Raw genomic sequence first — 18,818 nt, forward strand, 5'->3', positions numbered from 1 at the left:
CCCTGGGCCTAGCGGCCCGGGAGGTACCCCCAGGGGGCGGGTGGCTGCAGAGTGGACCGGTGGTCCGGGTCTACCAACGCGCGAGGCTACCGGCGAGTGCCCGGTCGCTGTCAGTCCCGAGGCATAGACTTCGACCTCGACGCCCCGACCCGACATCCACCGTTTGCTGGAGGTCTTCCGCCGTGACCAAGCCGCCCTTCACGCACCTGCACGTGCACACCCAGTACTCACTGCTGGACGGTGCGGCGCGGCTGAAGGACATGTTCAACGCCTGTCAGGAGATGGGCATGACGCACATCGCGATGACGGACCACGGCAACCTGCACGGCGCGTACGACTTCTTCCAGCAGGCGACGGGCGCCGGCATCACGCCGATCATCGGGATCGAGGCGTACGTCGCGCCCGAGTCGCGCCGGAACAAGCGGCGCATCCAGTGGGGCCAGCCGCACCAGAAGCGCGACGACGTCTCGGGTTCGGGCGGTTACACCCACAAGACGATCTGGGCGGGCAACAAGACGGGGCTGCACAACCTCTTCCGGCTGTCCTCGGACGCCTACAAGGAGGGCTGGCTGACCAAGTGGCCCCGGATGGACAAGGAGGTCATCGCCGAGCACGCGGAGGGCCTGATCGCGTCCACCGGCTGCCCCTCCGGCGAGGTGCAGACCCGGCTGAGGCTCGGCCAGTTCGACGAGGCGCTGAAGGCCGCGGCCGAATATCAGGAGATCTTCGGCAAGGAGCGGTACTTCCTGGAGCTGATGGACCACGGCATCGAGATCGAGCGCCGGGTCCGCGACGGCCTGCTGGAGGTTGGCCGGAAGCTCGGCATCCCGCCGCTGGTCACCAACGACTCGCACTACACCTACGCCCACGAGGCGAGCGCCCACGACGCGCTGCTGTGCATCCAGACCGGCAAGAACCTCTCCGACCCGGACCGCTTCAAGTTCGACGGCACCGGCTACTACCTGAAGTCCACGGAGGAGATGTACGCCATCGACTCCTCCGACGCCTGGCAGCAGGGGTGCGCCAACACCCTCAAGGTCGCCGAGCTGGTCGACACCACCGGCTGGTTCGACAAGCGCGATCTGATGCCCCGCTTCGACGTGCCCGAGGGCTACACCGAAGTCACCTGGTTCCAGGAAGAGGTCCGGCGCGGCATGGCCCGCCGCTACCCGGGCGGAGTGCCCGAGGACCGGCAGCGGCAGGCCGAGTACGAGATGGACATCATCATCCAGATGGGGTTCCCGGGGTACTTCCTGGTCGTCGCCGACTTCATCATGTGGGCGAAGAACAACGGCATCGCGGTCGGCCCGGGCCGAGGCTCCGCGGCGGGCTCGATCGTCTCGTACGCCATGGGCATCACCGACCTCGACCCGATCGAGCACGGTCTGATCTTCGAGCGGTTCCTCAATCCCGAGCGCGTCTCCATGCCCGATGTCGACATCGACTTCGACGAGCGCAGGCGCGCCGAGGTGATCAGGTATGTGACCGAGAAATACGGGGCCGACAAGGTCTGCATGATCGGCACCTACGGCACCATCAAGGCCAAGAACGCGATCAAGGACTCCGCGCGCGTGCTGGGCTACCCGTACGCGATGGGCGACCGGATCACCAAGGCCATGCCCGCCGACGTCCTCGGCAAGGGCATCCCGCTCTCCGGTATCACCGACTCCTCCCACCCGCGCTACAGCGAGGCGGGCGAGGTCCGGGGGATGTACGAGAACGAGCCGGACGTGAAGAAGGTCATCGACACCGCGCGGGGCGTCGAGGGCCTGGTCCGGCAGATGGGCGTGCACGCCGCAGGCGTGATCATGTCCAGCGAGACGCTGACCGACCACATCCCGGTCTGGGTCAGGCACACCGACGGCGTCACCATCACGCAGTGGGACTACCCCACCTGTGAGTCGCTCGGCCTGCTCAAGATGGACTTCCTGGGCCTGCGCAATCTCACGATCATGGACGACGCCGTCAAGATGGTGAAGGCCAACAAGGGCGTCGACCTGAAGCTGCTCGACCTTCCGCTGGACGACCCCAAGACCTACGAACTGCTGTGCCGCGGTGACACCCTGGGCGTCTTCCAGTTCGACGGCGGCCCCATGCGCTCGCTGCTGCGCATGATGAAGCCGGACAACTTCGAGGACATCTCCGCGGTCTCGGCCCTCTACCGGCCGGGCCCGATGGGCATGAACTCGCACATCAACTACGCGCTGCGGAAGAACGGGCAACAGGAGATCACCCCGATCCACCCGGAGCTCGAGGAGCCTTTGAAGGAGGTCCTCGACATCACCCATGGCCTGATCGTGTACCAGGAGCAGGTGCAGAAGGCCGCTCAGGTGCTCGCGGGCTACTCACTGGGGCAGGCAGACCTGCTGCGCCGCGCGATGGGCAAGAAGAAGAAGGAAGTCCTCGACGCGGAGTTCGTGAACTTCCAGAAGGGCGCCCGCGACAAGGGCTTCTCCGACGCGGCGATCCAGGCGGTGTGGGACGTGCTGGTCCCGTTCGCCGGCTACGCCTTCAACAAGGCGCACTCCTCCGCGTACGGTCTGGTCACTTACTGGACCGCCTACCTCAAGGCCAACTACCCCGCCGAGTACATGTCCGCGCTGCTCACCTCGGTGCGGGACGACAAGGACAAGTCGGCGATCTACCTCAACGAGTGCCGCCGCATGGGCATCAGGGTGCTGACGCCGAACGTCAACGAGTCCGAGGCCAACTTCACCGCCCAGGGCGACGATGTGATCCTCTTCGGCCTCACCGCGGTCCGGAACGTGGGTCAGAACGTGGTGGACTCGATCATCCGGAGTCGCAAGTCGAAGGGCAAGTACACCTCCTTCCCCGACTTCCTCGACAAGGTCGAGGCGGTCGTCTGCAACAAGCGGACCGTCGAATCGCTCATCAAAGCGGGCGCGTTCGATGAGATGGGCCACACCCGCAAGGGGCTCATGGCGCACTACGAGCCGATGATCGACAACGTGGTCCAGGTCAAGCGCAAAGAGGCCGAGGGGCAGTTCGACCTCTTCGGCGGCATGGGCGAGGACTCGGGTGACGACACCCCCGGCTTCGGGCTCGATGTGGAGATCTCCGACATCGAGTGGGACAAGGCCTATCTGCTCGCGCAGGAGCGGGAGATGCTCGGCCTCTACGTCTCCGACCACCCGCTGTTCGGGATCGAGCATGTCCTCAATGACAAGGCCGATGCGGCGATCTCCCAGCTGACCGGCGGCGAGCACGCCGACGGGGCGATCGTCACCATCGGCGGCATCATCTCGGGACTGCAGCGGAAGATGACCAAACAGGGCAACGCCTGGGCCATCGCCACCGTCGAGGACCTGGCGGGCTCCATCGACTGCATGTTCTTCCCCGCCACCTACCAGCTGGTGTCCACCCAACTCGTCGAGGACACGGTCGTCTTCGTCAAGGGCCGGCTCGACAAGCGCGAGGACGTGCCTCGGCTCGTCGCGATGGAGCTGATGGTCCCCGACCTGTCGGAGGCATCCGCCACCGCACCCGTGACGATCACGATTCCGACGGTGAAGGTCACTCCGCCGCTGGTGGAGAAGCTGGGTGAGGTGCTCACCCACCACAAGGGCACCACCGAGGTGCGGATCAAGCTCCAGGGGGCACGCAAGACGACCGTACTGCGGCTCGACCGGCACCGGGTCACCGCCGACCCGGCGCTCTTCGGCGATCTCAAGGTCCTGCTGGGGCCGTCCTGTCTGGCCGGCTGACGCTGCTCCGTACCAGCCGATTCGTACAAGAGGGGCACACCCCGGGGAATCCCCGGTGTGCGCCCCTTCTGCCCAGTGGTGGCGGTCAGTTGTGACCGAAGTTCATGCGCTTGCTGCGCGATCCCGGCTCGGCTACGGGTGACGGCGACGGCTGCTGGCTCCGCTCCTCGGACGGCGAGCTCTGGGCCGGCCGGCCGCGCTCGGCCGCGTTGCGGGCCTTCCGCTGACTGCGATCCCGGTTCTTGTTCTTGGCCATGATCGTCGTGCCTCCTATGAGGTGTCCGGAACCCGGTGCTGCCCTGCCCGACCGGACACCGTGCTGTGAGAGACCACGCTCGCACGACCGGACACTCTCCGCATGTCGGGCAATTACCCTGAGTGAGAACGGGTATGAGGGCGTCAGAGCCGCAAACGCCACGCCGAAGATCGAGTTCCGACTGATAACCCTCGTACGGTCGGGCAGACTCGAAGGAAGCCGATGCAAGAGCCGTTCCGGGGGACGACGGAAAGAGGTGCAACGTGGACCGCTGCGTCGTCCTGGTGGACGCCGGCTACCTGCTGGGCGCCGCGGCCAGCCTGCTCGCCGGAGAACCCGCCAGGTCCTGCATCACCGTCGATCACGCGGCACTCATCCACGGCCTGCGGGAACGTGCCGAGGCCGACACCGAACAGCCCCTGCTGCGCATCTACTGGTTCGACGGCGCACCCGACCGGGTACCGCAGCCGGAACACCGGCGGCTGCGGGTCATGCCCCGCGTGACCGTCCGGCTGGGCGCGCTGACCCGCAGCGACGGGCGCTGGGCGCAGAAGGGCGTGGACGCGGCGATGCATGCCGAACTCACCGAACTGGCCCGCAACCGCGCCTGTTCCGACATCGTCCTGGTCACCGGTGACGGCGATCTGCTGCCTGGGCTGATGGACGCGAAGGAGCACGGTGTGGCCGTCCACCTGTGGGCCGTCCAGGCCGCCGACGGCGACTACAACCAGTCCGAGGATCTGGTCGCCGAAGCCGACGAGCGACGGGTGCTGGACCGCAGCTGGATCACCCGCGCCGTACGGGCCAAGGACCTCGTCGGCGCCTGCGCCCCGCCGCCTGCCCCGAGACCGGAGATCGCGGCCATTCTCGCGGCCCCGCTGCCCGAGACGGCCACCGCCGACGGCGGCCGGAGCGCCACCACGGGCGCACCGTCCCCCAACGGCTCCGCCGCCCCCCAGACCCCCATGGCGCCCGGAACCGGGACCGCCACGCCCGAGGGCACCGGTGCGAAGGGGGTGCCGACCCCCAAAGACCTCGCCGACCTCGGCCGCGTCCACGGCGGCCCGGGTGCCCACCCGGCGCAGACCCCGAGCGGGCAGCCGGCGACCTCTGCCACGCTCCGCTGGTCCTCCGACAAGGGCTGGGTGGAGCGCGGCGCGGTGGAGCCCCCGGAGACCGCGAGCCTGCCTACCCTCGCCCTGCTCACCAGCGCCGAGCAGCGCTGGGCGGACCGCGAGGAGGACATCACGGCGGTGAGCGGGGACCCCTACGAGGTGGGCCAGGTCTTCGCCCGCCGCTGGACCGAGCGTCTCTCCTCCACATCCCACCTCGAGCAGCTGTCGGCGCAGTACCCCCGGATCCCGCACCGCATCGACGGGGAGTTGCTGCGCTATGCGGCCCGCTTCGGGCTGCTGGCGCACAAGGACGACCAGATCGACGAGCACGACCGGTACGCGATCCGCGCCGGATTCTGGCGCGAGGTCGAAGCCCGTACGGTCGTGGGCGGCCTCCCCACCGCGGGCGACTGACGGGACGGGCAAGAGTTCGGAACACGGACGAAACGGCCCCGAGGCCGGAGGCGCGGGTGCGGACGCGTACCCTCGTTGCTCGTGAGGACGGGCACAGCACGGGCAGGACACGGCATCGAAGCCGCGGTCGCGTGTGCGGTGCGCGACCTGGTCAAGATCTATCCCGCGACCCGCGCCCGCCGCCGTACGCCCGCTGCGCCCGCCGTCCGGGCCAGCGACGGCATCTGTCTCGACATCCGCCACGGTGAGATCTTCGGCCTGCTCGGCCCCAACGGCGCAGGCAAGTCGACCCTCGTCCGCCAGCTCACCGGGCTCATGCGGCCCGATGCGGGCACCGTCGAGGTGCTCGGCCACGACCTCGTGCGGCACCCGGAACGGGCGGCACGGCTGGTGGCCTATCTCGGCCAGGAGTCGACGGCGCTCGACGAACTCACCGTGGCGCTCGCCGCGGAGACCACCGGGCGGCTGCGGGGCCTGGACGCCGCTACGGCCAGGGCCGAGCGCGATGCCGTCCTCGGCGAGCTCGGGCTCGCACAGCTCGCGGGGCGGTCCCTGAAGAAGCTCTCCGGCGGCCAGCGGCGGCTCGCGTGCTTCGCCGCGACGCTGGTCGGCGACCGTCCTCTGCTCGTCCTCGACGAGCCGACGGCCGGCATGGACCCGGTCGCCCGCCGTGCCGTCTGGGCCGCGGTCGACCGCCGCCGGGCGGAGCGCGGCACGACCGTCCTCCTCGTCACCCACAACGTGATCGAGGCCGAGGCCGTCCTCGACCGGGTCGCCGTCCTGGAGCACGGCCGGGTCATCGCCTGCGACACCCCGAGCGGACTGAAGGCCCTGGTGGCCGGCGAGGTCCGGCTGGAGCTCGTCTGGCGCGACCGCGCCCCGCTGGAGGTGCCCGAGGTCGCCGCCCTGCGCCCGTCCGCTCGGGAGTCCGGCCGCCGCTGGGTGCTGCGGCTCGCCGCGGACGAGGCCCGGGCCGCGGTCGCCGCCGTGACCGGCGGGTCCGCCTTCGCGGCGCTCGATGATTTCACGCTCACCACCCCGAGCCTGGAAGATGTCTACCTCGCGCTCGGCGGCCGCATGGAAGGCTTGGTGAAGGGTGACTGAACGTACCAGGGCGATGGAACGTACGTGGAAGGGCAGCCTGCCCCCCTCATCCCGCCTGAACACCCCTGCACACCGCCCGGACAGGAGCAGCGCAACGTGAGTGTCGTGCCCGCGGAGGCGGTGTCCGGGAGGCTCCGGACGGAATCCGGCGACAGAACCGGCCTGCGGTCCGGCCACGCGGCGGTCGCCCCGCTCGCGCCGTCCGCCCGGCTGTTGCCCGCCATGGCCGCCGTCTACCGGGCGCAGCTGTCCCGGGCCCGGGTGGCACGTATCCCCCTGCTGTTCGTGGCGACCTTCCAGTCGGTCGGGATCATGGTGCTGATGCGAGGCGTGGTCGACAGCGGCGACGAAGCGCGGGCCGTGGTCGCCGGGTCGAGCGTGCTCGTGGTCGCCTTCGTGGCGCTCAACCTCCTCGCCCAGTACTTCGGACAACTGCGGGCCAGCGGCGGGCTCGACCACTACGCCACCCTGCCGGTGCCGCCCGCCGCGGTGGTGCTCGGCGCGGCCGGGGCGTACGCGTCCTTCACGGCACCGGGTACGGTCGTCACCGCCGTCGTCGGCAGCGCGCTCTTCCAGCTGCCGACGGCGAACCTGTGGGTACTTGCCGCCGTGATCCCGCTCGCAGGCGCCGCCCTGGCGGGACTCGGCGCCGCCCTGGGTCTGCTCGCCCCCCGCCAGGAACTCGCCACGCTGCTCGGCCAGTTGGGCATGTCCGCCGCGCTCCTGCTGGGCGTGCTGCCCGCCGGGCACCTGCCAGGTCCGGTGGCCTGGACCCGCGATCTGCTCCCGTCCACGTACGGGGTGGAAGCCCTGGCCCGCGCCTTCGACGCGCGGCCCGACTGGGCCGCGATCGGCGGGGACCTGGCGGTCTGCGCGGCGGTGGGCGTGGTGTCGCTGGCCATCGCCACGCGGGCCTACCGGCGGGCGGCGGTGCGATGACGCGCCCGGACTGGCGTCCTGCCCCCGGCAGCACGCACTCGACCTGGCACGATGACGGTGTGACCGCATCCATGACACCGCACTACGAACCTCCGCACGACCCCGTGGGTGGGGATGCCCGCTACCGGACGCACTCCGACGGTCCGGTGCGGGCGGTCGGCGACGACGGCCCAGGTCTGCGCACGGAGGTGCGACGGGCCGCCCTGGTGACGGTGACGATGACGGTTTCCGGGGTGCTGCTGGGGCTGCTGTGGCTCTGGCTGGCCCCGCGGGTGCCACTGGTCTCCGACGGCAAAGCCGTGTACTTCAAGAACTCCGAGGGCGAGGAGGCGATCGGCGCGGACGGTACGTTCGTGCTGCTCGCGCTGGGATTCGGAGCCCTGACGGCGGCGGTGGTCTTCTGCGTCTGGCGGCGCGGCGGCATCGGACTGGTGGTGGGCACCGTGGTGGGCGGGCTGCTCGGGTCACTGGTGGCGTGGCGGTTGGGCGTCTGGCTCGGCCCGCCGCAGGACGTGGCGGCCCATGCTCGGGCGGTGGGGAAGGGAACGGTCTTCGACGCGCCGTTGCAGCTGCGCGCGAAGGGGGCGCTGTTGGTCTGGCCGATCGCGGCATCGGCGGTCCACCTCGGCCTCACGGGCCTCTTCGGCCCTCGCGACCCTTTGCCCCCGCCTCCGGCAGGCTTCTAGCCGCCTTCGCCTCCGGCTGGCTTCCACCGTTCTGCCCCTTGCGCGCCCGCCCGAACAGGGCGAGGCCCGGGCCTGGGTGGGGCCTGCCTGGCGCGGGGAGGCTGAACCACGGCGCCCGGACTCGACCCCGAGCGCCCGAGCCGCCTCTTCACCGTACGAGGGGGCGGCCGGGTCGTGCTCGTAGGCGTGCAGCGTGAAGTCCGCGGCCGGTCGCGGTCAGCGCAACCGTCGCCGGCGTGCCGCCGCCACCGGCCTGCTTCTGTTCCTTGGCCAAGGGAGAAGCGCCTCTGCTCAGTTGGGGCTGGTGGGCTGCCGGGTCAGATCCACCGCGGGCAGCGAAGGGATGCTACGGATTACCGCGCTCTCCGCGCGCAGGATCATCAACTCCTGCCGCAGCCGGGCGGCCGTGTGCGGGGCCTCCAGCAGCCGCTGCTTGGCCGCGGTGTCGAGCACGGCCGCCGCCGCCACCAGATAGGACAGCACGGTCGGCTCGCCCGGCAGGTCCTGTTCGGCGACCAGCGAGCGCTCATTCGCCCCGGCCAGTCGCTTCTGGTACGTACGGAAGGCGCGGACGACGCCGGACGCGAGTACGCCCGCCCCCTCGCCCTGCTCCTCCGGGATCTCCTCGATCTCGCCCATCAGGTACGGCCCTGAGGCGTCGACCGACAGCAGCCGGAGGCGCGTGGTGCCGGTGGCCAGCACGTCGAAACCGCCGTCGTCCTTCTCCCTGATGGTGGCCGCGTCCGCGATGCAGCCCACCGGGTGGAAGGCCTTGATCGGGTTCTCCCCGAACCCCGCCGCCGCGCCTCGCCGCTGCACCGCGGTGGCATCGGGCATCCCGGGGGCGCTCGGCGCGACTTCGTGGCCGTCCCGGATGGCGACGACGGCGAAGCGCCGCGGCTCGTCGTCGCCGACCTTCAACAGGTCGCTCATCATGGCGCGATACCGCTGCTCGAAGATGTTCAGGGGCAGGACGAGGCCCGGGAACAGCACCGAGTTGAGCGGGAAGAGCGGAAGGCGTGCGACGGTCACAACGCTCAAGCCTAATGGCCGCCGGCCGGAGCCCTGCCGGACCGCTGCCACAGCGGCATCGTGGAGGCGAGCTGAATGCGGACTCCGTCGCGCAGCTCGAGGAACTGGCCGAGCGGATCGTCGGAGAGCAGGGTCCACGGGAATGCGGTGGCGTGCGGGCCGATCAGCCGGAACTGCTCGAGCGCCTCCGACCACCGTCCGAGGACGATCAGGACATACGCGAGCAGGTTGCGGATCTCGGCGGGCCAGGGGTCGCCGGGCTCGTAGCGGGCGGAGAGGGAGACGGCGAGGTCCGCTGCCGCGTGGATGCGGTCGTCGTGGGGGCCGGTCGCGAGCGCGTGGGACACCCGTCGGGGTGCGCCGGATACCCGTCGCGGCATCTCGGACAGCCCAGCGGCTGGATCGCCGACGCTGTCGCCGCCCAGGACGGCCAACGCGGCGCGGACCGGCAGCGCTTGGAGCAGCGACCCGGGCAGTGCCTGTCCCGCTGCCCGCTCGGCGAAGTCGAAGCACTCGCCGTACGGGTCCCGGATCGCCCCCGGGCTCGCGGCACCGGCCGCCGCGGGCCGCGGGCGGTCCAGGGGATCGTCGGCGGCGACCGGACAGCCATCGGCACTGAGAGGGCTGCTGAGATGGCCGAGCCAACGGAGCGCCGCGACATGGCAGCCGTAGTGGTGCGGGGAGCGGCGTACGGCCTCCGCCCACAGCGTGTCGAAGTCGGAGCGCGGCGCGTGGGTGCCACGCGCGTGGTCGAGCGCGATGCGCCACGGCACGGGGTCGCGGGGTGCGGCCTCGGCCGCGGCTGCGATGAGCGGCGCGGTCTCCCGCAGCGGGCCCCCTGTCTTCGGCGGGGGGACTCCCACTTCGCGGCCCGGTCGCTCCCAGGCCGTGCGGACCGCCAGCTCCGCCTGGAGAAGCACCGCGTCCGGGTCGCGAGGCGAGGTGGAGAGCCAGTCCGCGAACCAGCCGGGGCGAGACCGGGCGAAGCCGGCGAGCCGCATGACGTAGCGGTCGCGCGACTCCCACTCGGCGGCTTCCCGGGTCGCGGCAAGCAGTGCGGCGGCCGGCCGGTGGTCGCCGCGACCGGCGGCCGCGAGGGCGGGGGCCAGGCGGTTGTCGGGGGCGTCGAGGAACACGTCCTCGTCGGGCGACAGGCCGTCGGCGAGCCCCGATGTATGGCGGATCATGCGCGCGGTACTGATCAGGGCCCGGAGGAAGATCATCGTGCCTCCGGTGGTAGCGGTGCGGGGGTGCGGCTGCGGGTTGCGGCGGCTACGGCGTGCTGGGCCGAGCGTACGGCGAACGGCACCGTGCGTGGCGCATGCCCGCGCTCCACCATGCTGCACCATGGGAAAGCGCAGGTGAGAGCGTTGGCGCCAGTATTCGATGACGCTTCGATATCGGCGGATTGGTTGCCTGCGGAATGGCCAAAATCGAGTAAAGAGCGCCGATGGCGCTGCACGGTTCTCGCCACGCCGTGGCCCGCAGCCTCGGCACGGGGCGGAAGCCCGCCCGGCGCGGAGGGAACGGGCCCGCGACCCCGTCGTCGTGGATGGTGTTCGCTGCAACCGCGGCCGTGGCACGACGCGCGGGGGCTGGGCATCGACCTCCTGCTGTGGCGCCTTCGGGAGCACCCCGATCTCGCGGCCTTCGTGGACCGCGCGATCGGCCCACTCCTCGCACACGACCGCTCCGCGCGGCCGCCGCTCCTCCCGGCACTGGAGGCGCACCCGGCCCACGCGGGCCGTAAGGCGAATCGGCACGGGAGCTGCTGCGGAATTCGCAGGGGCGGGGTGCAAGCCCGCAGCGTCAGCTGCGGCGCAGTAGGCGGGATGCGCCCGCCGCCACCGTCGTGGCCAGGATCCATCCCAGGATGATCATCACCGCCGCGGCCCACTGGAAGCGTCCCTCGGGCCTCCAGTGCGTGTCCTGCCCCAGATCGATGACCGGCAGCAGGAGGTCCAACGCATACAGCGCGGGATTCCAGTGCGGCGACTCGCCGGCCTTCAACTCCGCCGGCGGGTTCCGCGAGAAGAGCACCGCTCCCAGTGCCCACAGGACCACCATCCACAGGGCCGCCCGCCCCGGCTTGTAGCCGTAGGCCACCGTCCAGTCCTGCAGATAGCCCCACAGCTTTCCGGCCAGCGGCAGGGTCTCCCGGCGCCGGCGCTGCTTGGCCAGCAGCACCGCCCGCGCGTCGGCGTCCTCTCCGCTGGCCCGCAGCGCCGCCGCCAGTTGCTCGTACGGCTCGGGCGCGTACTCCGGTGTGGCCGCCGCCACCCAGTCCAGTCGCCGCGAGAGCGGGAACGGCCCGCGCGGGATCAGCGTCTCGTACGAGAATCCGGCCATCGTCAGACCGCCGGCCTCGGGCCAACTCGCCGACTTGTCGACAAGGTTGATGACCTTCGCCCCCGACAGCACGACCCGCCCGTGCTGCGGCCGCTCGCCGAGGAACCGCAGCTCGGGCGTCTGTATGCGGCGCAGCGACAGCTCCTGGTCCCCGTCCATCACGAACCGGGCCTGGGAGAAGTCGACCGCGTCCCCGAATCGCCCGTCGTCCAGCCGTATGCCGCCCTCGCACTCGAAGCGCTGCACCCGGGTTCCCCGTGTCGGCGTGCTCGTGACCCCGTACGGTGGCGTGCTGCCCGCGGCGAGTGGCGAGTGGTAGAGCCCGGCGGCCGTCATGTAGAGCGTTCGCTCGACCGTCAGCTGCGGCGCGTTGAGCGCGCGGCGCCCGTACGGATTGCTCAGCCGGCTGCCGCGCAGACTCAGCGATACCCCGACCTGGGCACCGCGCAGGCTGATCTCGCCGTGCGACTCCATCATCTCGGCCTGCAGGTCCTGCGCGACCGTCATCCCGTCGCCGGCGATCGCCCGGCCCTTGCGGTCCTGATGCACGGTGATCTGGTTGAGCAGCAGATCGGTGCCGATGTGCGCATCGGTCAGGCGTATCCCGGCCCGTACGGAGCAGCGCGGCAGATGCAGATCGCCTTCGGTGGTCAACCGGGCCGCCTCAAGACGGGGGATGGCGCAGCCGATCATGCGCAGCGTCGTGAAGCTGCACTCGGGCAGCAGGACCTCGTGCTGGAAACGGCAGCCGTGCAGCTCCACGTATGGCTTGACCGTGCCGCCGGACAGATCGAGGGTGCCGGTGATGTGCGCGCCCTTCAGCTTGAGCGCCGAGACCCGGCCTGGCTGGGCCGTCGGCCCGTCGAGCAGCAACAGCGCGACGACACGGGCCCGCACGCTGCGGTCCTGTCCCCAGTGGTACTGGCTGTTCGGATCGTCGTGGACGGGATTGCGGGTGCGAAGATCGTGTGTGCTGCCGTTCCGGAAGGCCTGCCACATGCCCCACTCCGCCGGTGTGAGCTCGAGCCCCTCCGGCGGCTCGCCGCCACCTGCTTCGGACACCCCTGCACCCCCTTCCCGCGCCGCGCTGGCCGATCCGGCTCGTACAAGCTCCCTATTCCCATTCCGTAACGGCCTGAACGCTAGCGGTCACGTATAACGGCGGCGCCGAGGAGGGGCATGTATCAGCCACTGATACGAGTGACCGGAGGGCGGACCAGGTCTGAGACAATTGACTCCGTGATCTCCCGAATCGACCTGCGCGGCGGTGCCCTCCCTGCGGGTGCTGCGCTGCGTGACCTGCTGCCCCGTGCCGAGTTCGACGTCGAGGCCGCCCTGGAGAAGGTGCGGCCGATCTGTGACGACGTACGCCATCGAGGCTCAGCGGCGCTGATCGAGTACGCGGAGACCTTCGACGGGGTGCGCATCGAACAGGTCCGGGTGCCCGTCGAGGCCCTGAGCCGTGCGCTGGAGGAGCTGGACCCGCAGGTGCGGGAGGCCCTCGAGGAGTCGATCCGCCGCGCCCGACTGGTCCACCGCGACCAGCGCCGTACCGACCACACCACGAAGGTCGTGCCCGGCGGCACGGTCACCGAGCGCTGGGTGCCGGTCGAGCGGGTCGGCCTGTACGTGCCGGGCGGACTCGCCGTCTATCCGTCCTCCGTGGTGATGAATGTGGTTCCGGCCCAGGAGGCGGGTGTCGACGCCGTCGCCGTCACCTCCCCGCCGCAGCGGGAATTCGGCGGTCTGCCGCACCCGACCATCCTGGCCGCCTGCGCGCTGCTGGGGGTCGACGAGGTGTACGCGGCGGGCGGCGCCCAGGCCATCGCCATGTTCGCCTACGGCACCGAGGAGTGCCGTCCGGTCAACCTGGTCACGGGTCCCGGCAACATCTACGTCGCCGCAGCGAAGCGCCTTCTCAAGGGCCGGATCGGGATCGACGCCGAGGCCGGCCCGACGGAGATCGCGGTCCTTGCGGATGCGACCGCCGACCCGGTGCACGTCGCCGCGGACCTGATCAGCCAGGCCGAGCACGACACGCTGGCCGCCGCCGTCCTCGTCACCGACTCGGTCGAGCTGGCCGAGGCGGTCGAGGCCGAGCTGAAGAGCCAGGTCGCCGTCGCCCGGCACCGCGAGCGGATCACCGAGGCGCTGGCCGGCCGCCAGTCCGCCATCGTGCTGGTCGACGGCGTGGACGAGGGCCTGCGGGTGGTTGACGCCTACGCCGCCGAGCACCTGGAGATCCAGACCGCGGACGCCGCCGCGGTCGCCGCCCGGGTCCGGAACGCGGGGGCGATCTTCGTCGGCCCGTACGCGCCGGTCTCGCTCGGCGACTACTGCGCCGGCTCCAACCACGTGCTGCCGACCGGCGGCTGTGCCTGCCACTCCTCCGGTCTGTCCGTTCAGTCCTTCCTGCGCGGCATCCACGTCGTGGACTACACCCGCGACGCCCTCGCCGAGATCACCCGTCTGGTGGTGACGCTCGCCGAGGCCGAGGACCTGCCCGCGCACGGAGAGGCCCTGAAGGCACGTTTTGCCGGCGAACCAAGGGCTGGGGTTGCCGGAGCCGAACCGAAGGCTGGAGCCGAGGGGAAGGTGCCGCGAGCCAAGTGACCGGGAACTCCTCTGTGCCCAACTGGGACGACCTCCCCATCCGGGACGAGTTGCGCGGCATGTCCCCGTACGGAGCCCCGCAGCTCGACGTGCCCGTACGCCTGAACACCAATGAGAACCCGTACCCGCTGCCCGAGCCTCTGGTGCGGCGGATCGCCGAGCGGGTCAGCGAGGCGGCCCGCCACCTCAACCGGTACCCGGACCGGGACGCGGTCGAGCTGCGCACCGAACTGGCCAAGTACCTCAGCCGCACCAGTGGCCACGAGGTCGGCATGGCCAATGTCTGGGCGGCCAACGGCTCGAACGAGATCATCCAGCAGCTGCTCCAGACCTTCGGCGGACCGAGCCGCACGGCCCTCGGCTTCGAGCCCTCGTACTCGATGCACGCGCTGATCAGCCGGGGCACCGGCACCGGCTGGCTCTCGGGTCCGCGCCATCACGACTTCACCATCGACGTAGCGGCGGCCAGGGCCGCGATCGCCGAACACCGGCCGGATGTCGTCTTCATCTGCTCGCCCAACAACCCGACGGGCACAGCGGTCGAGGCGGAGGTCGTGCTGGCGCTGTACGAGGCCGCGCAGGCCGCGAAGACGGCGCAGGCCGCGGCTGCCGGGGCGATGGTCGTGGTGGACGAGGCCTACAGCGAATTCAGTCATCACCCCTCTCTGCTGCCGCTGATCGAGGGCCGCCCGAACCTGGTCGTCTCCAGGACCATGTCCAAGGCGTTCGGCGCGGCGGGGCTCCGCCTCGGCTACCTCGCCGCCCACCCGGCGGTGGTGGACGCCGTACAGCTGGTCCGCCTGCCCTACCACCTGTCCGCCGTCACCCAGGCCACCGCCCTCGCGGCGCTGGAGCACACCGATACGCTGCTGGGGTACGTCGAGCAGCTCAAGGCCGAGCGCGACCGGCTGGTCACCGAGCTGCGGGCGATCGGCTGCGAGGTCACCGAGTCGGATGCGAACTTCGTGCAGTTCGGTCGTTTCGGCGACGCCCAGGCGGCGTGGCGGGCCCTGCTGGAGCGGGGCGTCCTGGTCAGGGACAACAACGTACCGGGGTGGCTGCGGGTCACCGCCGGCACACCCGCCGAGAACGACGCGTTCCTTGACGCGGTTCGCGATCTGATGAAGGAGAAGAGCGCGTGAGCGAGCGCAGCCGGCGAGCCATGGAAAGGTGTGCCGCAGGCGAAGACCGGGCCGAGGGAAGCGAGGCATGCGCATGAGTCGTGTGGGCCGCGTGGAGCGCACCACTAAGGAGACCGCCGTCGTCGTCGAGATCGATCTGGACGGCAGTGGAAAGGTCGATGTGTCGACCGGGGTCGGCTTCTACGACCACATGCTCGACCAGCTTGGCCGCCACGGCCTTTTCGACCTCACCGTCAAGACCGACGGTGACCTCCACATCGACAGCCACCACACCATCGAGGACACGGCCCTCGCGCTCGGCGCCGCCTTCAAGAAGGCGCTCGGTGACAAGGTCGGCATCTACCGCTTCGGCAACTGCACGGTCCCGCTGGACGAGTCCCTCGCCCAGGTGACCGTGGACCTCTCCGGCCGTCCGTACCTGGTGCACACCGAGCCCGAGAACATGGCGCCGATGATCGGCACGTACGACACGACGATGACCCGGCACATTCTGGAGTCCTTCGTCGCCCAGGCGCAGATCGCGCTGCACGTCCACGTGCCGTACGGGCGCAATGCCCACCACATCGTCGAGTGCCAGTTCAAGGCCCTCGCCCGCGCGCTGCGGTACGCCTCCGAGCGCGACCCGAGGGCTGCCGGAATTCTGCCCTCCACCAAGGGCGCGCTGTGAACACACTGTCGACGCTGCTGATCATCGTCGGTCTGTTCCTGCTCGGCGGTGTCATCTCCTTCGCCAAGCAGAAGATGCCGAAGGGCGTGATCGTGCTGCTTGGCATCGGCTCCGCGCTGTGCCTGCTGGCCGGCATCCTGCGGCTCGAGGGGGTGTTCGGATGACCGTCCCCGCCAAGCGCGTCGTGGTCTTCGACTACGGCTTCGGCAACGTCCGCTCGGCCGAGCGCGCCCTCGCCCGGGTCGGCGCGGACGTCGAGATCACCCGCGACTACGACCTGGCCATGAACGCCGACGGCCTGCTGGTGCCCGGGGTGGGCGCCTTCGCCGCCTGCATGAAGGGGCTCACTCAGGCCCGCGGCCACTGGGTCGTCGAGCGCCGGCTGTCCGGCGGCCGCCCCGTCATGGGCATCTGCGTGGGCATGCAGATCCTCTTCGCCCGGGGCATCGAGCACGGGGTGGAGACCGACGGTCTGGACGAGTGGCCCGGCACGGTGGAGCCGCTGCGCGCGCCCGTCGTCCCACACATGGGCTGGAACACGGTCAAGGCCGCCCACGGCTCGTACCTCTTCGCGGGTCTTGACGACGACGCCCGCTACTACTTCGTGCACTCCTACGCCGTCCGCAGCTGGGACTTCGAGGCCGCCAACCCCGGCATCCAGCCCCCCAAGGTCAGCTGGGCCACCCACGGCGAGCCCTTCGTCGCGGCCGTGGAGAACGGCCCGCTGTGGGCGACCCAGTTCCACCCCGAGAAGTCCGGCGACGCCGGCGCCCAGCTGCTGACCAACTGGCTCGACACCCTCTAGGACTAGGACTGAAGGCCCCGCATCCCATGACGACGCACAGCCTCGAACTCCTCCCCGCCGTCGACGTCCGTGACGGCCAGGCCGTCCGCCTGGTCCACGGCGAGTCCGGCTCCGAAACGTCCTACGGGGACCCGCTGCAGGCCGCCCTCACCTGGCAGCGGGCGGGCGCCGAGTGGCTGCACCTGGTGGACCTCGACGCCGCCTTCGGAACCGGCGACAACCGCGAGCAGATCGCCCAGGTCGCCCGCTCGATGGACATCAAGGTCGAGCTGTCCGGCGGCATCCGCGACGACGAGACGCTCGCCGCGGCCCTCGCCACCGGCTGCACCCGCGTCAACCTCGGCACCGCTGCCCTGGAGGCCCCCGAGTGGGTGGCCAAGGTCATCGCCGAGCACGGGGACCGCATCGCCGTCGGCCTGGACGTGCGGGGCACCACGCTCCGCGGCCGCGGCTGGACCCGCGACGGCGGCGATCTGTACGAGACGCTGGCCCGCCTCGACTCCGAGGGCTGTGCGCGGTACGTGGTCACCGACATCGCCAAGGACGGCACCCTCCAGGGCCCCAACCTGGAGCTGCTGAAGAACGTCTGCGCCGCGACCGACAAGCCCGTCGTCGCCTCCGGCGGTGTCTCCTCCCTTGACGATCTGCGGGCCATTGCGAGGCTGGTACCGGAGGGTGTCGAAGGTGCCATCGTGGGCAAGGCCCTCTACGCCAAGGCGTTCACCTTGGAAGAGGCGTTGGAGGCTGTGTCCGTATGACCTCACCTGAGTCCGTGCAGCGCGTGCAGTCCGACAGCCCCTGGGAAGAGTCGATCGGATTCGCCCGTGCCGTCGCGGCCGGGGACCGGGTCATCGTGGCCGGCACCATGCCGTTCACCGGCAGGGTGCTGCACGGCGAGGGCGACCCGTACGAACAGGCGCTGATGGCCTTCCGTAACGCTCTCCACGCGCTGAAGGAGTTCGGCCTCGGCGCCGAGTCCGTCATCCGCACCCGGATGTACCTGACCCATGCGCGCGATGTGGACGCGGTCAGCCGCGCCCACAAGGAGCTCTTCGACGCCGTACGCCCGGTCGCGACGCTGGTCGTGGTGTCCGGCTTCGTGGACTCACGCGTGCTGGTGGAGGTGGAAGTCGAAGCATTCCGCGGTCATTCCGCGGCACATGAAGGAGCCGAGGGACCATGACCCTGGCGGTCCGAGTCATTCCCTGCCTGGACGTGGACGGCGGCCGGGTCGTCAAGGGCGTCCACTTCCAGAACCTGCGCGACGCGGGCGACCCGGTCGAGATGGCCAAGCTCTACGACGCCGAGGGCGCCGACGAGTTGACCTTCCTCGACATCACGGCCTCGTCCGCAGACCGCGAGACGACGTACGACGTGGTGCGGCGCACCGCCGAGCAGGTCTTCATCCCGCTGACCGTGGGCGGTGGGGTCCGTACGCCCGAGGACGTCGACAAGCTGCTGCGTGCGGGGGCGGACAAGGTCGGCATCAACACCGCGGCGATCGCCCGGCCCGAGCTGATCCGGGAGATCAGCGAGCGCTTCGGCAGCCAGGTGCTGGTGCTGTCCGTGGATGCCCGCCGCTGCACTGCTGATCCCGCCGGGGGACCGGTCACGCCCTCCGGCTTCGAGGTCACCACGCACGGCGGTCGCCGCGGCACGGGCATCGACGCCGTGGAGTGGGCTCACCGGGCGGCGGAGCTGGGCGCGGGCGAGATCCTGCTCAACTCGATGGACGCCGACGGCACGAAGGACGGATACGACACGGCCATGATCGAGGCGGTGCGCAAGCACGTCACGATTCCGGTGATCGCGTCGGGCGGCGCGGGCCAGCTCGCCGACTTCCCGCCGGCTGTCGCCGCCGGCGCCGACGCGGTGCTGGCCGCCTCCGTCTTCCACTTCGGCGACCTGCGCATCGCGGAGGTCAAGACCACCTTGCGAGAGGCGGGCCACCCCGTCCGCTAGCGCGCGGCT

Annotated in this window: 17 protein-coding genes and 2 pseudogenes; 14 read left to right on the forward strand and 5 right to left on the reverse strand. The window is 70.7% G+C overall.

Annotated elements, in window-relative coordinates:
- Positions 1 to 182 precede the first annotated feature (182 nt).
- Positions 183 to 3,725 (forward strand): DNA polymerase III subunit alpha, encoded by a 3,543-nt coding sequence (dnaE, locus tag ACTWQI_RS09880; protein WP_443269402.1) that lies wholly within the window; start codon positions 183 to 185, stop codon positions 3,723 to 3,725.
- An 85-nt stretch (positions 3,726 to 3,810) separates the two neighbouring features.
- On the opposite strand, the gene ACTWQI_RS09885 is transcribed toward dnaE, so the two are convergent.
- Positions 3,811 to 3,981, reverse strand: a complete 171-nt coding sequence (locus tag ACTWQI_RS09885) for a hypothetical protein (RefSeq protein ID WP_443269403.1) — start codon at positions 3,979 to 3,981, stop codon at positions 3,811 to 3,813.
- 263 nt (positions 3,982 to 4,244) lie between these two features.
- On the opposite strand from ACTWQI_RS09885, the gene ACTWQI_RS09890 reads away from it, so the two are divergent.
- The 4 genes from ACTWQI_RS09890 to ACTWQI_RS09905 all read left to right on the forward strand — a co-directional run bounded on the left by ACTWQI_RS09890 (position 4,245) and on the right by ACTWQI_RS09905 (position 8,239).
- On the forward strand, positions 4,245 to 5,510 hold the full coding sequence (locus ACTWQI_RS09890; protein ID WP_443269404.1) for an NYN domain-containing protein: 1,266 nt from the start codon (positions 4,245 to 4,247) through the stop codon (positions 5,508 to 5,510).
- 81 nt (positions 5,511 to 5,591) lie between these two features.
- Positions 5,592 to 6,614 carry an ABC transporter ATP-binding protein gene (locus tag ACTWQI_RS09895; RefSeq protein ID WP_443269405.1) on the forward strand — a complete coding sequence of 341 codons (1,023 nt, stop codon included), beginning with the start codon at positions 5,592 to 5,594 and terminating at the stop codon, positions 6,612 to 6,614.
- A 96-nt stretch (positions 6,615 to 6,710) separates the two neighbouring features.
- A complete protein-coding gene (locus tag ACTWQI_RS09900; protein ID WP_443269406.1) occupies positions 6,711 to 7,553 on the forward strand; it encodes an ABC transporter permease in 843 nt (280 codons plus the stop codon).
- Between the two features lie 59 nt (positions 7,554 to 7,612).
- Positions 7,613 to 8,239 carry a DUF2567 domain-containing protein gene (locus tag ACTWQI_RS09905; protein ID WP_443269407.1) on the forward strand — a complete coding sequence of 209 codons (627 nt, stop codon included), beginning with the start codon at positions 7,613 to 7,615 and terminating at the stop codon, positions 8,237 to 8,239.
- A gap of 111 nt (positions 8,240 to 8,350) precedes the next feature.
- Here ACTWQI_RS09905 and ACTWQI_RS09910 read toward each other — a convergent pair.
- The 3 genes and pseudogenes from ACTWQI_RS09910 to ACTWQI_RS09920 form a co-directional block, all read right to left on the reverse strand.
- Positions 8,351 to 8,513: pseudogene (locus tag ACTWQI_RS09910) on the reverse strand (Cys-tRNA(Pro) deacylase); the annotation flags it as partial.
- Between the two features lie 17 nt (positions 8,514 to 8,530).
- Entirely contained in the window at positions 8,531 to 9,271 is a 741-nt protein-coding gene (locus ACTWQI_RS09915) for an LON peptidase substrate-binding domain-containing protein (RefSeq protein ID WP_443269408.1), read from the reverse strand.
- A gap of 11 nt (positions 9,272 to 9,282) precedes the next feature.
- Positions 9,283 to 10,494, reverse strand: coding sequence for a hypothetical protein (locus ACTWQI_RS09920; protein ID WP_443269409.1), 1,212 nt, complete (start codon positions 10,492 to 10,494; stop codon positions 9,283 to 9,285).
- 339 nt (positions 10,495 to 10,833) lie between these two features.
- Here ACTWQI_RS09920 and ACTWQI_RS09925 point away from each other — a divergent pair.
- Positions 10,834 to 11,057, forward strand: a pseudogene (locus ACTWQI_RS09925) (PucR family transcriptional regulator); the annotation flags it as partial.
- 23 nt (positions 11,058 to 11,080) lie between these two features.
- Here the strand turns inward: ACTWQI_RS09925 and ACTWQI_RS09930 are convergent.
- On the reverse strand, positions 11,081 to 12,682 hold the full coding sequence (locus ACTWQI_RS09930; RefSeq protein ID WP_443269410.1) for an oxidoreductase: 1,602 nt from the start codon (positions 12,680 to 12,682) through the stop codon (positions 11,081 to 11,083).
- Positions 12,683 to 12,859: 177 nt separating this feature from the next.
- On the opposite strand from ACTWQI_RS09930, the gene hisD reads away from it, so the two are divergent.
- The 8 genes from hisD to hisF all read left to right on the forward strand — a co-directional run bounded on the left by hisD (position 12,860) and on the right by hisF (position 18,809).
- Positions 12,860 to 14,233, forward strand: a complete 1,374-nt coding sequence (gene hisD / locus ACTWQI_RS09935; protein WP_443269411.1) for a histidinol dehydrogenase — start codon at positions 12,860 to 12,862, stop codon at positions 14,231 to 14,233.
- Positions 14,234 to 14,247: 14 nt separating this feature from the next.
- Complete coding sequence (locus ACTWQI_RS09940) at positions 14,248 to 15,375, forward strand: histidinol-phosphate transaminase (protein WP_443269632.1); 1,128 nt, start codon at positions 14,248 to 14,250, stop codon at positions 15,373 to 15,375.
- Positions 15,376 to 15,448: 73 nt separating this feature from the next.
- Positions 15,449 to 16,042 (forward strand): imidazoleglycerol-phosphate dehydratase HisB, encoded by a 594-nt coding sequence (hisB, locus tag ACTWQI_RS09945; protein WP_443269633.1) that lies wholly within the window; start codon positions 15,449 to 15,451, stop codon positions 16,040 to 16,042.
- Complete coding sequence (locus ACTWQI_RS09950) at positions 16,039 to 16,206, forward strand: hypothetical protein (RefSeq protein WP_443269412.1); 168 nt, start codon at positions 16,039 to 16,041, stop codon at positions 16,204 to 16,206. Before hisB ends, ACTWQI_RS09950 begins: the two co-directional genes overlap by 4 nt.
- Complete coding sequence (gene hisH / locus ACTWQI_RS09955; protein ID WP_443269413.1) at positions 16,203 to 16,847, forward strand: imidazole glycerol phosphate synthase subunit HisH; 645 nt, start codon at positions 16,203 to 16,205, stop codon at positions 16,845 to 16,847. Before ACTWQI_RS09950 ends, hisH begins: the two co-directional genes overlap by 4 nt.
- A gap of 26 nt (positions 16,848 to 16,873) precedes the next feature.
- Positions 16,874 to 17,605 carry a bifunctional 1-(5-phosphoribosyl)-5-((5-phosphoribosylamino)methylideneamino)imidazole-4-carboxamide isomerase/phosphoribosylanthranilate isomerase PriA gene (gene priA / locus ACTWQI_RS09960; protein ID WP_443269414.1) on the forward strand — a complete coding sequence of 244 codons (732 nt, stop codon included), beginning with the start codon at positions 16,874 to 16,876 and terminating at the stop codon, positions 17,603 to 17,605.
- Entirely contained in the window at positions 17,602 to 18,030 is a 429-nt protein-coding gene (locus ACTWQI_RS09965; RefSeq protein WP_443269415.1) for a RidA family protein, read from the forward strand. The genes priA and ACTWQI_RS09965 overlap by 4 nt, the downstream gene beginning before the upstream one ends.
- Entirely contained in the window at positions 18,027 to 18,809 is a 783-nt protein-coding gene (gene hisF / locus ACTWQI_RS09970; RefSeq protein WP_443269416.1) for an imidazole glycerol phosphate synthase subunit HisF, read from the forward strand. The genes ACTWQI_RS09965 and hisF overlap by 4 nt, the downstream gene beginning before the upstream one ends.
- Positions 18,810 to 18,818 lie beyond the last annotated feature (9 nt).

This window comes from Streptomyces sp. KR80, assembly GCF_052245555.1.
In the GTDB taxonomy this organism is placed as follows: domain Bacteria; phylum Actinomycetota; class Actinomycetes; order Streptomycetales; family Streptomycetaceae; genus Streptomyces.

Excerpts from the sequence above, each read along its gene's own strand:
- ACTWQI_RS09885 (WP_443269403.1), bottom strand. The coding sequence starts at position 3,981 with ATGGCCAAGAACAAGAACCGGGATCGCAGTCAGCGGAAGGCCCGCAAC.
- ACTWQI_RS09920 (WP_443269409.1), bottom strand. The coding sequence starts at position 10,494 with ATGATCTTCCTCCGGGCCCTGATCAGTACCGCGCGCATGATCCGCCAT.
- hisB (WP_443269633.1), top strand. The coding sequence starts at position 15,449 with ATGAGTCGTGTGGGCCGCGTGGAGCGCACCACTAAGGAGACCGCCGTC.
- hisH (WP_443269413.1), top strand. The coding sequence starts at position 16,203 with ATGACCGTCCCCGCCAAGCGCGTCGTGGTCTTCGACTACGGCTTCGGC.
- priA (WP_443269414.1), top strand. The coding sequence starts at position 16,874 with ATGACGACGCACAGCCTCGAACTCCTCCCCGCCGTCGACGTCCGTGAC.
- ACTWQI_RS09965 (WP_443269415.1), top strand. The coding sequence starts at position 17,602 with ATGACCTCACCTGAGTCCGTGCAGCGCGTGCAGTCCGACAGCCCCTGG.
- hisF (WP_443269416.1), top strand. The coding sequence starts at position 18,027 with ATGACCCTGGCGGTCCGAGTCATTCCCTGCCTGGACGTGGACGGCGGC.